18 protein-coding genes and 1 pseudogene are annotated in these 16,775 nt (G+C 63.3%); 13 read left to right on the forward strand and 6 right to left on the reverse strand.

Annotated elements, in window-relative coordinates; translation table 11 throughout:
- The first annotated feature begins 47 nt into the window (after window positions 1-47).
- The 3 genes and pseudogenes from AU465_RS26460 to AU465_RS26470 all read left to right on the forward strand — a co-directional run bounded on the left by AU465_RS26460 (window position 48) and on the right by AU465_RS26470 (window position 3,525).
- Window positions 48-1,817 carry a tetratricopeptide repeat protein gene (locus AU465_RS26460; RefSeq protein ID WP_192254780.1) on the forward strand — a complete coding sequence of 590 codons (1,770 nt, stop codon included), beginning with the start codon at window positions 48-50 and terminating at the stop codon, window positions 1,815-1,817.
- A 215-nt stretch (window positions 1,818-2,032) separates the two neighbouring features.
- Window positions 2,033-2,837 (forward strand): annotated as a pseudogene (locus AU465_RS26465) (alpha/beta fold hydrolase).
- A 70-nt stretch (window positions 2,838-2,907) separates the two neighbouring features.
- Complete coding sequence (locus AU465_RS26470; protein ID WP_192254782.1) at window positions 2,908-3,525, forward strand: hypothetical protein; 618 nt, start codon at window positions 2,908-2,910, stop codon at window positions 3,523-3,525.
- 106 nt (window positions 3,526-3,631) lie between these two features.
- Here AU465_RS26470 and AU465_RS26475 read toward each other — a convergent pair whose 3' ends face one another.
- The gene (locus AU465_RS26475; protein WP_192254784.1) at window positions 3,632-4,567 is read right to left on the reverse strand and encodes a metallophosphoesterase family protein; all 936 of its coding nucleotides are present in this window, start codon (window positions 4,565-4,567) and stop codon (window positions 3,632-3,634) included.
- Between the two features lie 68 nt (window positions 4,568-4,635).
- On the opposite strand from AU465_RS26475, the gene AU465_RS26480 reads away from it, so the two are divergent.
- On the forward strand, window positions 4,636-5,139 hold the full coding sequence (locus AU465_RS26480; RefSeq protein ID WP_192254786.1) for an NUDIX domain-containing protein: 504 nt from the start codon (window positions 4,636-4,638) through the stop codon (window positions 5,137-5,139).
- A gap of 1 nt (window position 5,140) precedes the next feature.
- On the opposite strand, the gene AU465_RS26485 is transcribed toward AU465_RS26480, so the two are convergent.
- Entirely contained in the window at window positions 5,141-6,127 is a 987-nt protein-coding gene (locus AU465_RS26485; protein WP_192254788.1) for a glutathione S-transferase family protein, read from the reverse strand.
- Window positions 6,128-6,417: 290 nt separating this feature from the next.
- On the opposite strand from AU465_RS26485, the gene AU465_RS26490 reads away from it, so the two are divergent.
- The 6 genes from AU465_RS26490 to AU465_RS26515 all read left to right on the forward strand — a co-directional run bounded on the left by AU465_RS26490 (window position 6,418) and on the right by AU465_RS26515 (window position 11,162).
- Entirely contained in the window at window positions 6,418-7,023 is a 606-nt protein-coding gene (locus AU465_RS26490; protein WP_192254790.1) for a GNAT family N-acetyltransferase, read from the forward strand.
- A 30-nt stretch (window positions 7,024-7,053) separates the two neighbouring features.
- On the forward strand, window positions 7,054-7,815 hold the full coding sequence (locus AU465_RS26495; RefSeq protein WP_192254792.1) for a 3-hydroxyacyl-CoA dehydrogenase: 762 nt from the start codon (window positions 7,054-7,056) through the stop codon (window positions 7,813-7,815).
- A 5-nt stretch (window positions 7,816-7,820) separates the two neighbouring features.
- Entirely contained in the window at window positions 7,821-8,996 is a 1,176-nt protein-coding gene (locus AU465_RS26500; RefSeq protein WP_192254794.1) for a CaiB/BaiF CoA transferase family protein, read from the forward strand.
- A 37-nt stretch (window positions 8,997-9,033) separates the two neighbouring features.
- Window positions 9,034-9,804 (forward strand): HugZ family pyridoxamine 5'-phosphate oxidase, encoded by a 771-nt coding sequence (locus AU465_RS26505; protein WP_246506440.1) that lies wholly within the window; start codon window positions 9,034-9,036, stop codon window positions 9,802-9,804.
- Between the two features lie 165 nt (window positions 9,805-9,969).
- Window positions 9,970-10,308, forward strand: coding sequence for an ArsR/SmtB family transcription factor (locus tag AU465_RS26510; protein ID WP_192254798.1), 339 nt, complete (start codon window positions 9,970-9,972; stop codon window positions 10,306-10,308).
- Between the two features lie 56 nt (window positions 10,309-10,364).
- Entirely contained in the window at window positions 10,365-11,162 is a 798-nt protein-coding gene (locus AU465_RS26515; RefSeq protein WP_192254800.1) for a TrmH family RNA methyltransferase, read from the forward strand.
- 36 nt (window positions 11,163-11,198) lie between these two features.
- On the opposite strand, the gene AU465_RS26520 is transcribed toward AU465_RS26515, so the two are convergent.
- Window positions 11,199-12,344: a coiled-coil domain-containing protein gene (locus tag AU465_RS26520; RefSeq protein ID WP_192254802.1), complete on the reverse strand. Its 1,146-nt coding sequence runs from the start codon at window positions 12,342-12,344 to the stop codon at window positions 11,199-11,201.
- A 140-nt stretch (window positions 12,345-12,484) separates the two neighbouring features.
- The gene (locus AU465_RS26525) at window positions 12,485-13,021 is read right to left on the reverse strand and encodes a DUF1134 domain-containing protein (protein ID WP_246506462.1); all 537 of its coding nucleotides are present in this window, start codon (window positions 13,019-13,021) and stop codon (window positions 12,485-12,487) included.
- A 386-nt stretch (window positions 13,022-13,407) separates the two neighbouring features.
- Here AU465_RS26525 and chpT point away from each other — a divergent pair, with 386 nt between their 5' ends.
- On the forward strand, window positions 13,408-14,037 hold the full coding sequence (gene chpT, locus AU465_RS26530) for a histidine phosphotransferase ChpT (RefSeq protein WP_192254806.1): 630 nt from the start codon (window positions 13,408-13,410) through the stop codon (window positions 14,035-14,037).
- Window positions 14,038-14,269: 232 nt separating this feature from the next.
- Window positions 14,270-14,638 (forward strand): response regulator, encoded by a 369-nt coding sequence (locus AU465_RS26535; protein ID WP_192254808.1) that lies wholly within the window; start codon window positions 14,270-14,272, stop codon window positions 14,636-14,638.
- Window positions 14,639-14,705: 67 nt separating this feature from the next.
- Here the strand turns inward: AU465_RS26535 and ctrA are convergent, their stop codons facing one another.
- Entirely contained in the window at window positions 14,706-15,401 is a 696-nt protein-coding gene (ctrA, locus tag AU465_RS26540; protein ID WP_006203583.1) for a response regulator transcription factor CtrA, read from the reverse strand.
- 447 nt (window positions 15,402-15,848) lie between these two features.
- Here ctrA and AU465_RS26545 point away from each other — a divergent pair, with 447 nt between their 5' ends.
- Window positions 15,849-16,226, forward strand: a complete 378-nt coding sequence (locus tag AU465_RS26545; RefSeq protein WP_192254810.1) for a flagellar export protein FliJ — start codon at window positions 15,849-15,851, stop codon at window positions 16,224-16,226.
- Window positions 16,227-16,302: 76 nt separating this feature from the next.
- On the opposite strand, the gene AU465_RS26550 is transcribed toward AU465_RS26545, so the two are convergent.
- Window positions 16,303-16,704: a winged helix-turn-helix transcriptional regulator gene (locus AU465_RS26550; RefSeq protein ID WP_192254812.1), complete on the reverse strand. Its 402-nt coding sequence runs from the start codon at window positions 16,702-16,704 to the stop codon at window positions 16,303-16,305.
- Window positions 16,705-16,775: the final 71 nt, after the last annotated feature.

Consider the following 16,775-nt stretch of genomic DNA (forward strand, 5'->3'; position numbering starts at 1 on the left):
CTATATTATCACGCCCTAACCTGTGCCGACTTTGAAAGGTCCGACACTTGGAGCCTGCCCCGCCTGCCGCCCCCGCAGTGCGCGAGACATTGGAGCGACTGCTTGCCAGCGAAACGTTCGGACGCTCCGAACGTGCGCGCAGACTGCTACGCTATCTGGTCGAGCGCGAGCAGGCCGGCGAAGCCGACCGGCTGAAGGGTGTATCCATCGCCATGGATGTCTTCGGCAAGGACGGCGATTTCGACGCATCGACCGACGCCGTCGTTAGGGTCCAGGCGGGGCGGTTGCGCGAGCTTCTGGATCACTATTTCGCCAACGAGGGCATTGCCGAGCCGGTGCGCATCGCCATTCCGCGCGGCGGCTATGTGCCTTCCTACGAGCCGAATGCCATCCGGCTCCCCGCCGAAGCCAAGCCTGCAGATGCCGGACAGGTCGCTCGGTCTTCCAAGCATTTCGAGACCCCCTCACCCGCCGATGCCGTGCCGCTGATGACGACCCCGGCACCGCCTGGATCCGCCTCGTCGCTGACGCGCCAATTGCGGTTCTTCTGGGCCGCCATGGTTCTGGTCATCGCCATGCTGGGTGTCCTCGTTATCCGCCAGGGCGATGCCTTTCTCCACGGTGACGACGCGGCAGCGCCGGTCGAAACGGCAGGCGCGACGAGCAGCGTCGCTCGCCAACCATTCGACAGCTTGCCTTTGATCTACGTAGCCATCAAGGCCGGCGGACCTGAGGCAGCACGTGTTGCCTCCTCGCTTCGCGCCGGTCTCGCCGGCTTCGATACCATAGACTTCATCGGGCGCGACGCCGACGCGTCGCGCGACGGTTCCGCCGATCCGATCGCCTTCGTTTTCGATGTTATTCCCGGCCCAGCTACTGGCGACGTCATGATCGAATTGCAGAACGTCGCGACGGGGCGGGTTCTCCTGTCACGCAATCTGACATCGGCCGAAAGCGCGCCTGGCGCGATCGAAAGCAACATCGCCAATCTCCTGACCTCGACCGTCCCCGCTTCGGGCGCGATCTACAGCTATATCGATCAGAGCGACATCCGGACCAGCCAGATCGGATGTCTGGTGCTCGACGACCGCTACTATCTCGACCAGAGCGCCAAGACGCACGAAGCTGCGTATCGCTGTCTGGAGAAGCTGGTCAGCGAAGGCACCAAATCATCGCTCGTCTACTCGGAACTGGCTTCGCTGCATCTGGAAGCCGTCAACAACCACTACGCCTATCCGGCCGTCGCAACGGTCGAGCAGGCCATGTCGTTCGCGCACCGCGCCATCCAGATGGGACCGATGAGCCCGCACGCGCATCGCGCCTATGGCTATCTCAACTCGCGTCTCGGCAATACGGACGAAGCGATCCGCTGGATGCGCAAGGCTTATGAGCTCAACCCTTACGATCTCGGCATGGCCGCCGCCTATGGCTACGGCCTGATCTTCGCCGGCCGATACCAGGAAGGAACGCCTATCCTGGGCCATGCAGTCGAAGCTTTCAGCGGCCACCCGACCTGGTGGGACTATGGCCTGTTTGTCGGAGCCTTCATGCAAGGCGATACCAAGAAGGCCGCGATTGCCAGCGAGTCGCTGAGGACCACCGCGTCAAAATCGCATTACTTGGCCGCGCGCCTGATCGGTGCCAAGATTTCAGGCCGCGACAAGCTCGCGAGCGAGTTGGCGAACGAACTGATAGCCGAATTCCCGAAATTCGCAGCCAATCCGCGCGCGGTCTTCGTCGACAGGAAGTATCCCGCCGATCTCACCGATCGGCTGGTGCAATCCTTGCGCTCCGCGGGAATCGGCAACCCGAGCTAAGCCATCGCGCCCATGTGCCGGCGCGCTGTTTGCCGTGCCGGCTCCGCTCAGCCAAGCATGGGACCGAAATTCAACAAGTATTAGGGCATGCTTCCGCATTCGGTTGGGCATACAATCCCGGTCGCGAAAATTTTACTGGCTATCGAGCCGCCCGGGGAGCAATTCAGCCACAATCTTGAATTGCCGCTCGTCCTGCCTCGCAGCCAATAATCTTGATGCTCCCATCCCTTCATGTCGCCGAAAGCGGTGCTGGCCCGAAGACGATCATCTTCCTGCACGGCTTCGGCGCTTGCCATTCGATCTGGCGCGACGTGATTGCGGAATTGGTGCCCGGTGTAAGGGCATTGGCCTACGATCTGCCCGGTCACGGACACTCCCTGGAGTACCGGGGAACGGCAGGCGCCAAGCAGGCGGCACGGGCCATCCTCGCGGATCTGGCCGCCCGCCGGCTGGGCAAGGTTCACCTTGTTGGCCATTCCATGGGCGGCGCGATCGCGACATTGATGGCGCTCGCCGACCCTGAAAGAGTTGCCTCGCTGACCTTGCTGGCGCCCGGCGGCTTCGGTCCCGAGATCAACGGTTCGCTGCTGCGCCGCTATGCCGCCGCGGACGATAGGAACGAGATCCGCGTTTGTCTTACCGCCATGTCGGGGTCGGGGAGCGTGCCTCCTGAACATGTGGTGGAGGCGCTTTTCCGCATGCGTGAACGGCCGGGCCAGTTTGCTGACCCTTGTCGACACGGCGGCCTTGATGACCGAGGATGACCGGCAAGGCGTCATCCCGAGCGAACGGCTGGAAACCTTGAGCATGCCGGTAATGGTGGTTTGGGGAACGGACGATCCCGTCCTGCCCGTCTCCCAGGCCGAAGGCTTGCCGCCGCATTTCCACCTGCACCACGTGCTCGCGGCCGGCCACATGCTGGTCGAGGAGGCGCCCGGCCTGGTTGCAGAGGCCGTGCGCCACAACACCCGTCGCCGCAGCAGAAGCCAGCGGCCCGTATTCGACGCGGCGGCGAGCTGAGCCCCATCTCGCAGTGCATTTTGCCGGCGACTGTGTTAACTCGCTATTTACCAACAGCGAGGCAGCCGCCATGAAGGATGCAGGCGACAAAATCACCCCGATCGAGCCGTCGCGAAAGCTCGCGGACGCGATCCGCGACGTCAAGAACGCGTTCGCCGACCGCGACGATGTGGTGGTCGACATGCGCGAGGCGCACCGCATGCGGCTCGAGCTGCTGGCCGCGGAGCTCGCGCCCGTCTTTGCCGGTGTTCCCACCGACATCGACAATTTCGACTTCGCCGTCTCCTCCGGCCTGCAGCCGCGGCTGTGGATCGATGCCGTCAGCCATGTCGCCATGGGACGGGATCGCCGCACCTTCCGTTTCCTCAAGGACACGCGCATCGGCCGCGTGACGCTGGCCGAATCGACCGACATGAAGCCCGTCGCCGATGCCGTGACGCGATACGTGGCCGAGCGTGTCGTCGAGCGGCAGCGGATGATGGAAGGCGCGGTCGAGAGCGCCGCGCCTGGCCTGCATCGCGCCGAGGTCCAGGAAGCCGAGCCGCCTTTGCAATCCGCAACGCGCCGCAACGGCTGGACGACCTTCTTCGCCGGGCTTGGCTTGATCGCCGCCGGCGCCCTGGTGGGCCTTGCGATATCGCTCGTGCTGTTCTGGGATCGCATCGCCCAGATGAAGATCAGCTTCTAGAGCAATTCCAGGAAAAGTGCGCAGCGGGTTTCCTCCGGAATTGCGTAAAAACAAATAGTTGGAGCAGTTCGATGTTCCCGCGAGACGATGAACTGCTCTGACGAGTTCAGCTTCTGACGAGTTCACGGCCCGCCGCTGTGTCGGCGCCCAGCTCGATCACTTGCAGGTCTGACGGCGGCAGTGCCGGACCGGTCAGGCCGCGCCGTGTCAGGCGGATGCTCCAACTGCCTTTTTCCCCGTCTATCTCGAATAGATTGTACTGAGCGGCCGGATTCTTGCCGCCCGGCGCCTGGCCGGCAGCGGCAACGCCGACCACCGGCACCTTGGCGCCGCGCGGACCGATGGTGAACAGCGACGGCAGGTGCGAATGACCGTGCAGGACAAGCTCCGCGCCATCCCGGCGAATGACCTTGTTGAAGCGCGCGATGCCGAACAGCCGCTTGTGCTGCGAAACCGCGCCGCGCACCGGCGGATGATGGATCATGATGGCGCGAAACAGCTCTTGTTGGGCTGTGGCGTGGAGGATCTTGCCAAGCCGCTCCGCCTGGCCCTCCATGAAGAAGCCGTTGGCCATGAAGGGCGCCGTGGCCCGCGCCGTCGTCACGCCGATCAGCGCAACGTTGCCGCGCACGCGCAAATAGGGAAAGGAATTGCGGTCGACCGGGCTGTTGACGCCGTCGCCCGTCATCCACAGCGCCCACGACCGGCAGACCTTGTCGAAAGCGCCCGGCACATAGGCATCATGATTGCCCGGCACCACGGACACATCGTCGGGAGAGCCAAGCGTCTCCAGCCAGTGCTTCGCCATCTCGATCTCGCCGTCGAGCGCCAGGTTGACGAGATCGCCGGTGACGGCGAGGTGGTCGGGCGCGTTGGCCTTGATATCGGCGACGATCGTGTCGATGACGGCGTCATGCATATGCCGGCGGCGGTTGCGCTGCCAGTTGACGTAGCCCAGCACGCGCTTGGAGGCGAGATCGCGATAGGTTACATCGGGCAGCGGCCCCAGATGGACATCGGAAATATGCGCGAGCCTGAACATAGCTCCTTCTTAAGCGACCCCGTTCGGGCTTTCTACTCACCGTTTGCTGTTCGGCTGCGGTTTCGCGGATGACCGGCGCCGGCGATCCGGAACAGGCGTTCCGCCAGACCGGCTGGGCGGGACTGCGGGCAAGACTATTCCATCTCTACTTCCTGCTGCGGCGTCCGATGACGCTTGGCGTGCGAGGCCTTGTCTACGACCGCGCCTCCAACTCCGTATTCCTCATCCGCCACACCTATGTGCCGGGCTGGCAATTGCCGGGCGGCGGCGTCGAGGTGGGCGAGACGCTCGTCGAGGCGCTGGCGCGCGAACTGGCCGAGGAAGGCAACATCGCGCTGACTGCTCCACCGGTGCTGAAATCGATGCACTTCAACCGCCGCGCCAGCCGCCGCGACCATGTCGGCCTCTATTTGATCGAGGCCTTCAGCCAGACGGCGCCGAAGCTGCCGGACCACGAGATCGCCGAGGCAGCGTTCTTCCCACTCGACCGTTTGCCGGAAGATGCGACGCCGGCGACGCGACGACGGATTGCCGAAATTTTCGGTGGCGAACAGGCCTCCCCCTACTGGTGAGTCAAGCCGCCTTCCTGAACCGGCCGCGATCGTGCGGTGCCGCATAGTCGAGTTCTGGTCCCACCGGGATAATGCCCGTCGGATTGATCGATTTGTGGCTGCCGTAGTAATGCGCCTTGATGTGGTGCAGGTTGACCGTTCCTGAGACGCCGGGCACCTGATAGAGATCGCGCAGATAGTTCGACAGGTTCGGATAGTCGGCGATGCGGCGCAGATTGCATTTGAAGTGGCCGACATAGACCGGATCGAAACGCACCAGCGTGGTGAACAGCCGCCAGTCGGCCTCCGTGATGCGCTCGTCGACCAGGTAGCGCTGTCTCGACAGCCGTTCTTCCACCGCGTCGAGCGCCGAGAACAATTCGCCGAACGCCTCCTCATAGGCTTCTTGCGTGGTGGCGAAGCCGGTGCGGTAGACGCCATTGTTGATTGCCGGATAGACCAGCGCGTTGATCTTGTCGATCTCCGCCCGCAGCGCCGGCGGATAGAAGTCGAGGCTCGCATCGCCCCATTCGTCGAAGGCGGAATTGAGCATCCGGATGATCTCGGAAGACTCGTTGTTGACGATGGTCTCCTGCTTTTTGTCCCACAGCACCGGTACTGACACCCGGCCCGAATAGGCGGGATCGGCCTTGGCATAGATCTGGTGCAGGAAATCGAGGCCGTAGAGCGTGTCGCCCGTGGCGCCGTCCTCGGCTCTGAAGGTCCAGCCGCTCTCACCCATGAAATGGTACACCACCGAGACGGAGATGATTCCTTCCAGCTTTTTCAGAGCGCGAAAAATCAGCGTCCGGTGCGCCCATGGGCAAGCGAGCGAGACGTAAAGGTGATAGCGGCCAGGCTCCGCCTTGAAACCGCGCTTACGGCCTTTAGCCGGCACGCCGTCGCGCGTCACCCAGTCGCGCCATTGCGCTTCGGCCCGCACGAACCTGCCGCCGCTATCGGCAGCAACTGGCCGGTGCTGCCATCTGCCTTCAATCAGCAATCCCATGCGAAATCTCCCTGCGCGTCCAACAGACATTTAGGCGTTTGGCCGGAATGTCGAAGCCCTCAGGCGCTGAACAGTTCGTCAAACGACGAACCAGATCGTCAAGCGGCGGAAGGAAAGGTGAAAAGCGCCGATTGCAGCCGGGAAGAATTGATGCTAGCGGAGGCGCCCATGTTCGACTTTGCCACGATCCGGTTCGACCGACGACGAGAGGGCGCCCGCGCTTGAAGCGCTGACTGGCGAATGCTGCCGCTTGCAGCAAACCTCTCCTCGCATACCGGAACGCAAAGACCATGAGCCTTGCCGACGTGAAATACCTGCCGGAAACCCCGGCGCACGATCCTGAAATCGAAGCCATCAACGACGAGGCCTTCGGGCCCGGCCGTTTCGTGCTTGCCGCCTACAAGATCCGCGAATCCGGCGGACATGATCGCTTGATGTCCTTTGTCGCGGTCAAGGACGATGCGGTGATCGCTTCCGTGCGCATGACGCGCGTCGCTGCAGGTGCCGGCCGCGCCATGATGTTAGGTCCGCTCGCCGTACGGCCTGCCTTCAAGAATCTCGGCATCGGCCGCCGGCTGGTCGCGATCGCGCTCGAAGCCGCGGCAAAGGCCGGCGCGCCGGCCGTCATGCTGGTCGGTGACGAGCCCTACTACGGGCCGCTCGGCTTCAAGCGCTTCCCGCGTGGCCAGGTCACGATGCCGCGCCCCGTCGATCTCGACAGGCTCCTCCATCACGAAATCAAGCCGGGCGCGGTGGCCCGGTTCGTCGGCGAGGTCTGCCATGCGGATACGGCGCGGGTTGCCGACCTGGCCCAGGCCGTGGTCCGTGCTTCGGCCAATCCGCAGTCCTCGATCGATCCGGTCATCCAAGTTGCGCCGCGGCAGCGCGCTTCGTAGCATGACCCGAAATCCTGGGAGGACGCCGGCATGAATCCGAATGGCCAGATCGCGATCGTCACCGGAGGCGGCTCCGGCCTTGGCGAAGCGACGGCGCGTGCCCTTGCCGCCAAGGGCGCCAGCGTCGCGATACTCGATGTCGGCATCGATCGCGCGGCCAAGGTTGCGGCCGACATTGGCGGCATCGCGGTTCAATGCGACGTCAGCAGCGCCGACAGTGGCAGCGTGGCGGTCGCCGAAGTAGCGGCAAAGCTCGGCGAGCCGCGCATCCTGGTCAATTGCGCCGGCATAGCCATCGGCGTGAAGACGATCGGCAAGGATGGTCCGCACCCGCTGGACCAGTACCGCAAGGTGATCGAAATCAACCTGATCGGCACCTTCAACATGATCCGCCTCGTCGCCGACCGGGCGGCGAAACTCGACCCGCTCTCCGGCGGCGAGCGCGGCGTCATCGTCAACACGGCATCGGTCGCGGCCTATGACGGCCAGATCGGCCAGGCCGCCTATTCGGCGTCCAAGGGCGGCGTCGTCGGCATGACGCTGCCGGTGGCGCGCGATCTCGCCCGCTCTGGCATCCGCGTCTGCACCATCGCCCCAGGCATCTTCAAGACGCCGATGATGGCCGGCATGCCGCAGGAGGTTCAGGATTCACTCGGCGCTTCGGTGCCCTTCCCGCCCCGCCTCGGCGAACCCTCGGAATATGCCGCGCTCGCGCTCCACATCATCGAGAACCAGATGCTGAACGGCGAGACCATCCGCCTCGACGGCGCGATCCGCATGGCGCCCAAATAAAGGGAATGATCACGCCGCTGACAGCCGCCGACAACACGGGGCCGTTGGCTGGCCTCAGGGTGATCGAGATGGCGGGCATCGGCCCGGTGCCGCTCGCAGCCCTGATGCTGTCGGAAATGGGTGCTGACGTCCTGCGCATCGAGCGGGCGGACGCCAGGGAGCCGCTTCTGTCCTTGCCGGACGCCTGCGACCTCGACCGCCATGGCCGCTCCATCCTCAGGCTCGACCTGAAACGCCCCGAGGGCCCGGAGCTTCTGCTGCGTCTTGCGGAAAAGGCCGACGTCCTCATCGAGGGCTTTCGCCCCGGCGTGATGGAGCGGCTGGGCCTCGGACCCGAAATCGTGCTCGAACGCAATCCGGCGCTGATCTATGGCCGCCTCACAGGTTTCGGCCAGGACGGACCGCTGTCGCGCAGCGCCGGCCATGACATCACCTATCTCGCCTATGCCGGCCTGCTGCACGCCATTGGCCGGCAAGGAGCGCCGCCCGTGCCACCGCTCAACCTCATCGCCGACCAGGGCGGCGGCGCAATGATGCTGATTGCCGGCGTGCTGGCCGCCCTCTTCCAGCGCTCGCGCACCGGCGAAGGTCAGGTGATCGATGCCGCGATGGTCGAGGGCGCATCGATGCTCGCGGCTACCGTCCACGCCTTCATCGCGGCAGGCCTCTGGAGCGACCGGCGCGGCGAGAACCTGCTCGATTCCGGGGCGCCTTTCTACGATGCTTACGAGACCGCGGACGGACGGCATGTCGCCATCGGCTGCCTCGAGCCGCGGTTCTTTGCCGAGTTTGCCAGGCTGTTGCCGCTCGACCGGCGTTTTGTCCCCGGCCAATATGACAGGACGTTGTGGCCGGCGATGCGTGCCGTGATCGCCGCGAGGATCAGAGAGAAGACGCGCGACGAGTGGGCCGACGTCTTTGGCCCGACCGATGCCTGCGTCGCTCCCGTCCTGTCGCTGACCGAGGCCAGGAACCATCCGCAGAGCCGTGCCCGGCAAAGCTTTGTGAAATCGGACGAGCTCGAACGCCCGGCGCCGGCGCCGCGCTTCTCGAAGGCCACGCCGACGCTTGCCGCGGCGCCGACGGTCGCCGACCGCCAGCCTTCGGATGTGCTGGCACGCTTCGGCATCGACGAAAGTGAAATCGAAACCCTTGTCAGGTCCGGCCTGTTTGGCCAATAAACCGGAGAACAGAAATCAACATATCGCGGTGAGCGCTTTGACCGAGACCAGGAAGGATGTCATTCGCGAGACCGACGCCGAGGCCGTCAGGCTGGCGAAGACGCTGGTCCGCTCGGCCCGCTTCGGCGCGCTGGCGGTGATCGAGCCCGGCACCGGCGTGCCGCTGGCAAGCCGGGTCGGCGTGGCGACCGATATAGGCGGCGCGCCGCTGATCCTGGTCTCGATGCTGTCCGCCCATACCGGCGCCATTCTGGCCGACCCGCGCTGCTCGCTGCTCGTCGGCGAACCCGGCAAGGGCGATCCGCTCGCCCATCCGCGCATCACGCTTGTATGCCAGGCGCTGCGGTTGGAGCGCGGATCGGCCGATCACGGCCGCGCCGAACGGCGCTATCTCAACCGCAATCCGAAGGCGAAGCTCTATGCCGGGCTTGGCGACTTCTCGATATTCCGGCTCGAGCCCGAGCGCGCCAGTCTGAACGGCGGCTTCGGCAAAGCCTATCTTCTGGATCGCGCCGACCTGATCACGGTCGGGCCGGTCGTCGAGGAGCTGGCGGCCAGCGAACAGTCGGCGCTGGACCACATGAACGCCGACCATCGCGATGCGCTTGGCATCTATGCGCGCCATTTCGGCCGGGCAGAGGGCGATGGCTGGATCGCCACAGGCTTCGATCCGGACGGCATGGATCTGGCTTCTGCGGACGCCACCTGCAGGGTCTTCTTCCCGCGGCCTTTGGGCGCTGCCCGCGAGTTGCGGTCCGTGCTCGTCGAGATGGCAAAGACCGGAGGCGCCACCGGCCAGGCACAGTAGCGAAAGTTAATCGTCCCAGATCGAAAGCAACTCTTGAGATTTAGATAAAATGATCTACCTTTTGTTGCAGCGCTGATTCAGCGGCGCCTCCTGACCTGAACATCGTGGAAATCAGCCGCCATTGCCCCCATGGCAGCTGGATGAGCCAGAAAACATGGGGGATCTATGATCTCGAGCAAGCTAGTCGCCAACGCCGAATCGGCTGCCGCGTTTCTGACGCTCATGGGCAATGAAAAGCGGCTGCTGATCGTCAGTTATCTGATCGACGGCGAAATGTCGGTCGGTGCCATCGCCGAGAAAGTTCAGTTGAGCCAGTCCGCTCTGTCGCAGCATCTGGCCAAGCTGAGAGCGCTCGATATCGTCGAGACGCGTCGCGATCGCCAGATGATCTACTATTCCTGCAAGTCCGACGCGGTGCGCGAGCTACTTCGCATGCTGGAAGGCATTTTCGGCGACGGCGACCTGTCCCAAATGGCCTACAGGATGCGCCGCGCCGGGACTTGACCCGCGCTCTCCAAAGCCCCTACCTCGCTGACGATCGTTCGCCAGCGAGATTTTCTATGAAGCTCATTCCCATCGACGACCCGCAAGATCCGCGTGTCGCCGGCTATCTCGACATCCGCGAGCGCGATCTCGTCGGCCGCCACGGGCGCTTCGTCGCGGAAGGCAAGGTGGTGCTGGATCTTCTGTTGTCGAACGCACGCTTCGCCGCGGAATCGGCTCTCATTCTGGAAAACAGGCTGGCGGGCCTCGAAGGCGTCTTGCGAAAGGCGCCGGCCGACTTCCCCGTCTATGTCGCCGGCGGCGAAGTCATGGACGGGATCGCCGGCTTCCACATGCATCGCGGCGTATTGGCGATCGGCGTTCGGGGCTCTCCTCGACCGGCGGAGGCGCTTCTCGAAACCTTGCCCGCAAGCGCGCTGGTCGTGGTTCTGGTCGGCATATCCAATCACGACAATATGGGCTCGATCTTCCGCAACGCCGCGGCCTTTGGCGCCGACGCCGTGCTTCTGGATTCCACCTGCTGCGATCCGCTTTACCGCAAGGCGATCCGTGTTTCGGTCGGCGCGGTGTTGAATGTTCCCTTCGGCTCCTTCGGCGACACCCCAAGCTTGACCGCAACGCTTGACCGGCTGGGCTTCAGCCAACTCGCGCTCTCGCCGCGCGGCGAGACCGACATCCGCGCCGCGGAAAGAACGTCTCGGCTGGCGCTCTATCTCGGCACGGAAGGCGAAGGCCTGCCCGAAGCCCTGCTCAACCGTTTGCGGACCGTACGGATCGACATGGCGGAGGGTTTCGACAGCCTGAACGTTGCAGCCGCCTCGGCCATCGCCCTGCATCACTTCTCAAACCGATAGCCGCCCGCGCCGCATGGCTGACTGCCCGCACTCGGATCAGTTGGTGGAGTTGGCCTTCTGCAGGGCCCTTACGCGGTCCGCGAGGCTGGTGCCGCGCTCGCCGATATCTTGCCGCCCGTCGCGAGGGGTCGCCAGGGCCTTGGCGATCGGCGAATCCGGCCCGTCCAGCCTCATCGTCAGATTGACGACCTCGGCCGCCAGCTCGTTCATTTGGTCGCGAAGCGCCGCACCGGCGCGCCGTGCATCGCCCGCCTGTTCGGGCTTTGCCGTTTCGAGTACGGCAAGATCGGTCTTGAGCCGCTTGTTTTCCCGCGCAAGCGCCGTCAGCCTCGCCTCCAGCCGCTCGCGATCGCCTTCGAGCTTGGCGATGGCCTTGTCGATGCCACCGCCTTCGTCGGCCTGGCGCGCTCCGCCGTTTGCGGCGTGAACCTGGCTTGGGCGTTCACGCATCCGGGCAAGCTCCTTCTCGCGTCTGTCGAGCTTTTCCTCGCGATCGGCAAGGGTCGCGAGCAGTCGCTCGACCTTCTTGTCCAGCTCGGTTGCTCGCTTCTTCTCCGCCTTGAGCGTGTCTCTGGCGGCTTTGCTTTCCGCGGCGAGTTCCTGATTGCGCCGGTCCGCTTCCTTGCGCTGGCTGCGCAGCACCGCAATGTCGTTGGCGAGCTTGTCCAGCTCCGATTCGCGGGCCACGAGTTCGATCTGGCGGTTCGAGGAAGAGAAGCTGGCGTCGTCATACATCTGCTCCAGCTTTTGCAGCTCCAGCGCGCGCTTCTCCAGGGAGCGCTCCGTCTGCGCCAGCTTTTCCGACAGCTTGTGCAGTTCTTCCTCGCGCTGCCTGAGCTCCGCGTTCTTGGCCTGCAGATCGGAAAGCGCCTGGTTCTTGTCCTTCGTCTCTACCGCCAATCCCTTCAGGGCTTCACTGCCGCGGCCGATCTCGACCAGTTGCTCGGCCACCTTCTCCTTGAGGCTCTTGATGTTCATCTCGAGCCGGCGCGTGTTCATGGCGAACTCGGCGCGGACCCGGTCCTTCTCGGCCAGGATCTCGGCAGGCGTCAGCGGCATCGAGGCCTCGAGGCGCCTGCGCGTCAGGACGACGGCCCGCCGCCAGACGGCCGGCGCAATCAGCGACACCAGAAAGACGGCGCAGAGGAAGCCGAGTGCGAAGAACAGGATCGACTGGACCAAGGTGGACTATTCCGTATGCGAGGCGGCAACCCGCCAATGCCCGACTGTGCCACCTTGGCATGGCGGAAATCCAGCGCCGCGGCAAGAGCATGCCGCGGTGCGATCGGTCTTATCCGGGCGGTTGTGACAATCCTGTCCGGTCAGAACGGATTCCAGGTTGCCCGTTCCGTAAGCTTCAGATAGCCGAGATTGACGCCGAGCCGGGCGCCGACGCCGGTGCGGATCGGGACGATGAGCACCCTGTCGCTCTGCAGCACGTTGAAGCCGACGCCCGCCACGACATAGGCGGAGCCGGCAACGCCGCCGAAGCGGTTGTAGAGGCTGCTGATGTCGTCGAGATTGTAGACCAGCATCATCACGCGCGAGCCTTCACCGCCGAAATCCCAGCCGAGCGACGGGCCCTGCCAGAACACCTTATGGTCGCCGGCGTTCTTGGTGTAGAGCGTGCCCTCGCCATAGGTCAGGCCGCCGATCAGCGCGCCGGATCCTTCCTCGCCGAGCAGGTAGCCGTTGGGCAGGCCGTAGGACGCAAAGATCTTTTCGACCACGGTGGCGAGACCGCCGGACGTGGCGCCGAAGAACTTGTGGCCGGAATCGATGATCTCCTGCGCGGTGTATTCCTGGGCCCGCGACGCGGAGGTTGAGAGGATGACAGCACCCATAAGGGCGATCGTCATGGTGAGGACGCGGACGAATGTCCGGTCATAGAATCGGGAAAACATGCTTCCAATCTCCGTCAGGGAGCACTTTCGCCGACGCCTCGTACCCCTACGGCTCTTAGCGGCCGTTTCGAGATGACTATCACTGGCAAACTATGCCGTAATCCTTTTTCAACCATTAAGCTGGCGCAGGAAGATGGCGGTTCGAAGGCTGGCGGCCCGACACGGTCTCCATAAGCTTCGTTTTCCCGGCGTGAACGTTCCATTTTCGCCGTCCGTGGCCGCGGATTTGTTGATGGATGGGCGGGCGCTGTGTATTCAGAAGGCCTTGGAAAAGAGCGTGATTCGCGTGGCGGCGCGAAAACGCTCGGCCATGAATATGTGAACCAGCAGGGATTTCTCCGATGGCCGAGCTCTTCACCCTCTCCGCTCCCGATCTGGCTGCGCTTCTGTGCAGCCGCGTGTGCCATGACATCATTTCGCCGGTCGGCGCCATAAACAACGGTCTCGAACTGCTCGACGAAGGCGGCGCCGACGAAGACGCCATGAAACTGATTCGCCAGAGCGCCAGGAACGCTTCGGCGCGGCTGCAGTTTGCCCGCATCGCCTTCGGCGCCGCCGGCTCGGCCGGTATGATGATCGACACCGGCGACGCCGAGGCCGTGGCCATCGCCTTCTTGAAGAACGAGAAGCCGGAGTTGGTCTGGAACGGCGCCCGCGCGCTGCTGCCCAAGAACAAGGTCAAGCTGCTGCTCAACCTCATTCTCGTCGCCAACGCGGCCATACCGCGCGGCGGCAAGCTGGTGATCACGCTGGAGAACCTGGAGACCGAGCCGCGTTTTTCGCTGTCGGCCGCCGGTCCGATGCTGCGCGTGCCGCCGAAATTCCTCGAGCTGCATTCCGGCCACAAGCCCGAGGAGCCGATCGACGCCCATTCGGTCCAGCCCTACTACACGCTGCTTCTGGCGCGTGAAGCCAACATGACGATCTCGATCCATGCGACCGCCGACGAGATCGTGTTGTCGGCGGTCTGAGGCAACGGCCAAGAACAGGCCAAGTATTTATTGCGCTGATGTCGTCGCTTGCAGCGCAAGCAAAGCAACGTCTGCTGTTGCCGGCGTGCCGGCTTGACGGTGAAAAACCGCGCAAGTGCCTCTTTGGAAAAACTTTACCTAACGGCTTTTCGGCTTCTTTACCAGATTGCCCTATGGTGCCCCGAGGTTACCGGAGGTTGCCGGTTCGGCAGATGGCAAAGAGGACCCGGAAATGAAGCGCTGCCTGTTCGTGGACGATTCGAGCGTCATCAGGAAGGTCGCAAAGCGTATCCTTGGCGGCTCGGACATCGTGGTCATCGAAGCGGCCACCGGGCTTGATGCCATCGAGATCTGCTCCGGCAATATGCCCGATGTCGTCGTCGTCGACGGCGGCTTGGCGGACATGCAGGTCGCGGATCTCATTCGCCGCATCCGCGGCATAGACGCTGCGGTCAAGCCACAGATCCTGGTGTCGCTGATCGAAGTCGATGTCGGCGCGATCATGCGTGCGAAACGGGCCGGCGCCCAGGGCTATCTTCTGAAGCCGTTCAATCGGGCGCAATTGCTCGAGAGCTTCCGCGTCCTGAAGATCGCCGCCTGATCTCGTAGGTTTTCGCGCATGAAAAACCCGGCCGGAGCCGGGTTTTTTTGAATTTCCTGGCCTTAGCTCAGGCGCTGACGCGGATGTCTTCCGGCTCGCGCAGCACGTAGCCGCGGCCCCACACGGTCTCGATGTAGTTCTGGCCGCCGGACGCCGCGTCGAGCTTCTTGCGCAGCTTGCAGATGAAGACGTCGATGATCTTCAGTTCCGGCTCGTCCATGCCGCCATAGAGGTGGTTCAGGAACATCTCCTTGGTCAGTGTCGTGCCCTTGCGCAGCGAGAGCAGCTCCAGCATCTGGTATTCCTTGCCGGTCAGGTGCACGCGCTGGCCGCCGACCTCGACGGTCTTGGCATCGAGATTGACCACCAGGTCGCCAGTGGTGATGACCGACTGGGCATGGCCCTTGGAGCGGCGCACGATGGCGTGGATGCGCGCCACCAGCTCGTCCTTGTGGAAAGGCTTCGTCATATAGTCGTCGGCGCCGAAACCGAGGCCGCGCACCTTGTCCTCGATGCCGGCCATGCCGGAGAGGATCAAGATCGGCGTCTTGACCTTGGAGAGGCGAAGCGTGCGCAGCACCTCGTAGCCCGACATGTCGGGAAGATTGAGATCGAGAAGGATGATGTCGTAGTCGTAGAGCTTGCCGAGATCGACCCCTTCTTCGCCGAGATCGGTCGTATAGACGTTGAAGCTTTCCGATTTCAGCATCAGCTCGATGCTTTGTGCGGTTGCACTGTCGTCTTCAATCAGCAGAACACGCATTTCATTCCCCTTTTCTGCTGCCGGACCCTGTCACGGCCCGTCCGGGACCCGGAGCAGTGATTGCCTGAACAGAAGGTGCCACCGACTGGTTAACAAATCCTAATTTCGTGTCGGTCACGATATCAGAATTTTTAACCCCTTTCTACACCCACTTGAATCTAATAACGAATCATAGACCCAAATCGCTCATGTACCACATTAATAAGCCAGTCTAAGTGACTCCAGAGACTCGCAGGCCGCGCTTCCCGCCGCTGCCGGAATTTTTACCCGGCCTTAAGTCCTCGCCCGTATGATTAACAATGCCCGTAAACGAATGGTTACCGCCGGCAAAAATCTTTAGGGCTTTGTTTCCCATAGAATGGGGAAAGCCGGGGGAAACGGGCGACGCTTGGGCCTTTCGGGGCCGATGGGACGATAAGCAGGTGTGCGTTTGCGGAGTACCGAGTCATGAAGTCACGTGAAAACCTCGTTCGGCTGAAGCAGTTTCAGGTGAATGAGAAGCGGCGCCAGCTGTTGCAGCTGGACATGATGATCGCCGAGTTCGAACGCATGGCCGTCGAATTGGAGGCGCAGATCGTCGCCGAAGAGAAAAAAGCCGGCATCACCGACATTAATCATTTTGCCTATCCGACCTTCGCCAAGGCGGCACGCCTGCGCCGCGACAACCTCAGGAACTCGCAGAGCGACCTTGCCCAGCAGCGAACCATAGCCGAATCATTACTCGGCGAAGCTGAAGCGGAGCTTTCCAAGGCCGAGATGCTGGAATCGCGCGACAGCAAGATCCGCGACGCGGAAGTGGGCGGCCGCAGCGCCATGATCGGCTGAGCCCGGCGCGCTTTGCCGCTATCGCCGGGATCCTCCGGCATCGCCTTAAGGGCCAGTTCCTGCCCGCGCTCCTACGTCAAGGCAGCATTGCCATATCGCCCTGATGGTTCGCCGATGCCCTGGCACGGGCATCCTTGATGTCGTGCGCATGCTCTTCCGCCCAGGAGCGGATCTGGTTGAGCAGTCCCGCAAGATTCTGGCCAAGCTCGGTCAGCTCATACTCGACCCGCGGCGGGATGACCGGGAACACTTCGCGCCGGACAAGGCCGTCGCGCTCCAGCACACGCAACGTCTGGGTCAGCATTTTCGGCGTGATGCCTTCCAGCTTGCGCGCCAGCTCGCCATTGCGCATGCGGCCGCGCCGCAGCGCGCAAACGATCAGGTAAACCCATTTGCTGGCCAGCATCTCGAGCACGGTATGCGATGGGCAGGTGCGCCGGAACGCGTCGTAACCGAAGGGAGCGTTTTTACTATCCATAAGGTACCTATATATCGTAAAGGTGCATACTGGACAAGATAATTATTACTATCCAGATGATAGCGGCATGC

This window comes from Mesorhizobium silamurunense, from assembly GCF_014843905.1.
In the GTDB taxonomy this organism is placed as follows: Bacteria; Pseudomonadota; Alphaproteobacteria; order Rhizobiales; family Rhizobiaceae; genus Mesorhizobium; species Mesorhizobium silamurunense.

Excerpts from the sequence above, each read along its gene's own strand:
- AU465_RS26470 (WP_192254782.1), top strand. The coding sequence starts at position 2,908 with ATGAAGGATGCAGGCGACAAAATCACCCCGATCGAGCCGTCGCGAAAG.
- AU465_RS26475 (WP_192254784.1), bottom strand. The coding sequence starts at position 4,567 with ATGTTCAGGCTCGCGCATATTTCCGATGTCCATCTGGGGCCGCTGCCC.
- AU465_RS26480 (WP_192254786.1), top strand. The coding sequence starts at position 4,636 with ATGACCGGCGCCGGCGATCCGGAACAGGCGTTCCGCCAGACCGGCTGG.
- AU465_RS26485 (WP_192254788.1), bottom strand. The coding sequence starts at position 6,127 with ATGGGATTGCTGATTGAAGGCAGATGGCAGCACCGGCCAGTTGCTGCC.
- AU465_RS26490 (WP_192254790.1), top strand. The coding sequence starts at position 6,418 with ATGAGCCTTGCCGACGTGAAATACCTGCCGGAAACCCCGGCGCACGAT.
- AU465_RS26495 (WP_192254792.1), top strand. The coding sequence starts at position 7,054 with ATGAATCCGAATGGCCAGATCGCGATCGTCACCGGAGGCGGCTCCGGC.
- AU465_RS26500 (WP_192254794.1), top strand. The coding sequence starts at position 7,821 with ATGATCACGCCGCTGACAGCCGCCGACAACACGGGGCCGTTGGCTGGC.
- AU465_RS26510 (WP_192254798.1), top strand. The coding sequence starts at position 9,970 with ATGATCTCGAGCAAGCTAGTCGCCAACGCCGAATCGGCTGCCGCGTTT.
- AU465_RS26515 (WP_192254800.1), top strand. The coding sequence starts at position 10,365 with ATGAAGCTCATTCCCATCGACGACCCGCAAGATCCGCGTGTCGCCGGC.
- AU465_RS26525 (WP_246506462.1), bottom strand. The coding sequence starts at position 13,021 with ATGACGATCGCCCTTATGGGTGCTGTCATCCTCTCAACCTCCGCGTCG.
- chpT (WP_192254806.1), top strand. The coding sequence starts at position 13,408 with ATGGCCGAGCTCTTCACCCTCTCCGCTCCCGATCTGGCTGCGCTTCTG.
- AU465_RS26535 (WP_192254808.1), top strand. The coding sequence starts at position 14,270 with ATGAAGCGCTGCCTGTTCGTGGACGATTCGAGCGTCATCAGGAAGGTC.
- ctrA (WP_006203583.1), bottom strand. The coding sequence starts at position 15,401 with ATGCGTGTTCTGCTGATTGAAGACGACAGTGCAACCGCACAAAGCATC.
- AU465_RS26545 (WP_192254810.1), top strand. The coding sequence starts at position 15,849 with ATGAAGTCACGTGAAAACCTCGTTCGGCTGAAGCAGTTTCAGGTGAAT.
- AU465_RS26550 (WP_192254812.1), bottom strand. The coding sequence starts at position 16,704 with ATGGATAGTAAAAACGCTCCCTTCGGTTACGACGCGTTCCGGCGCACC.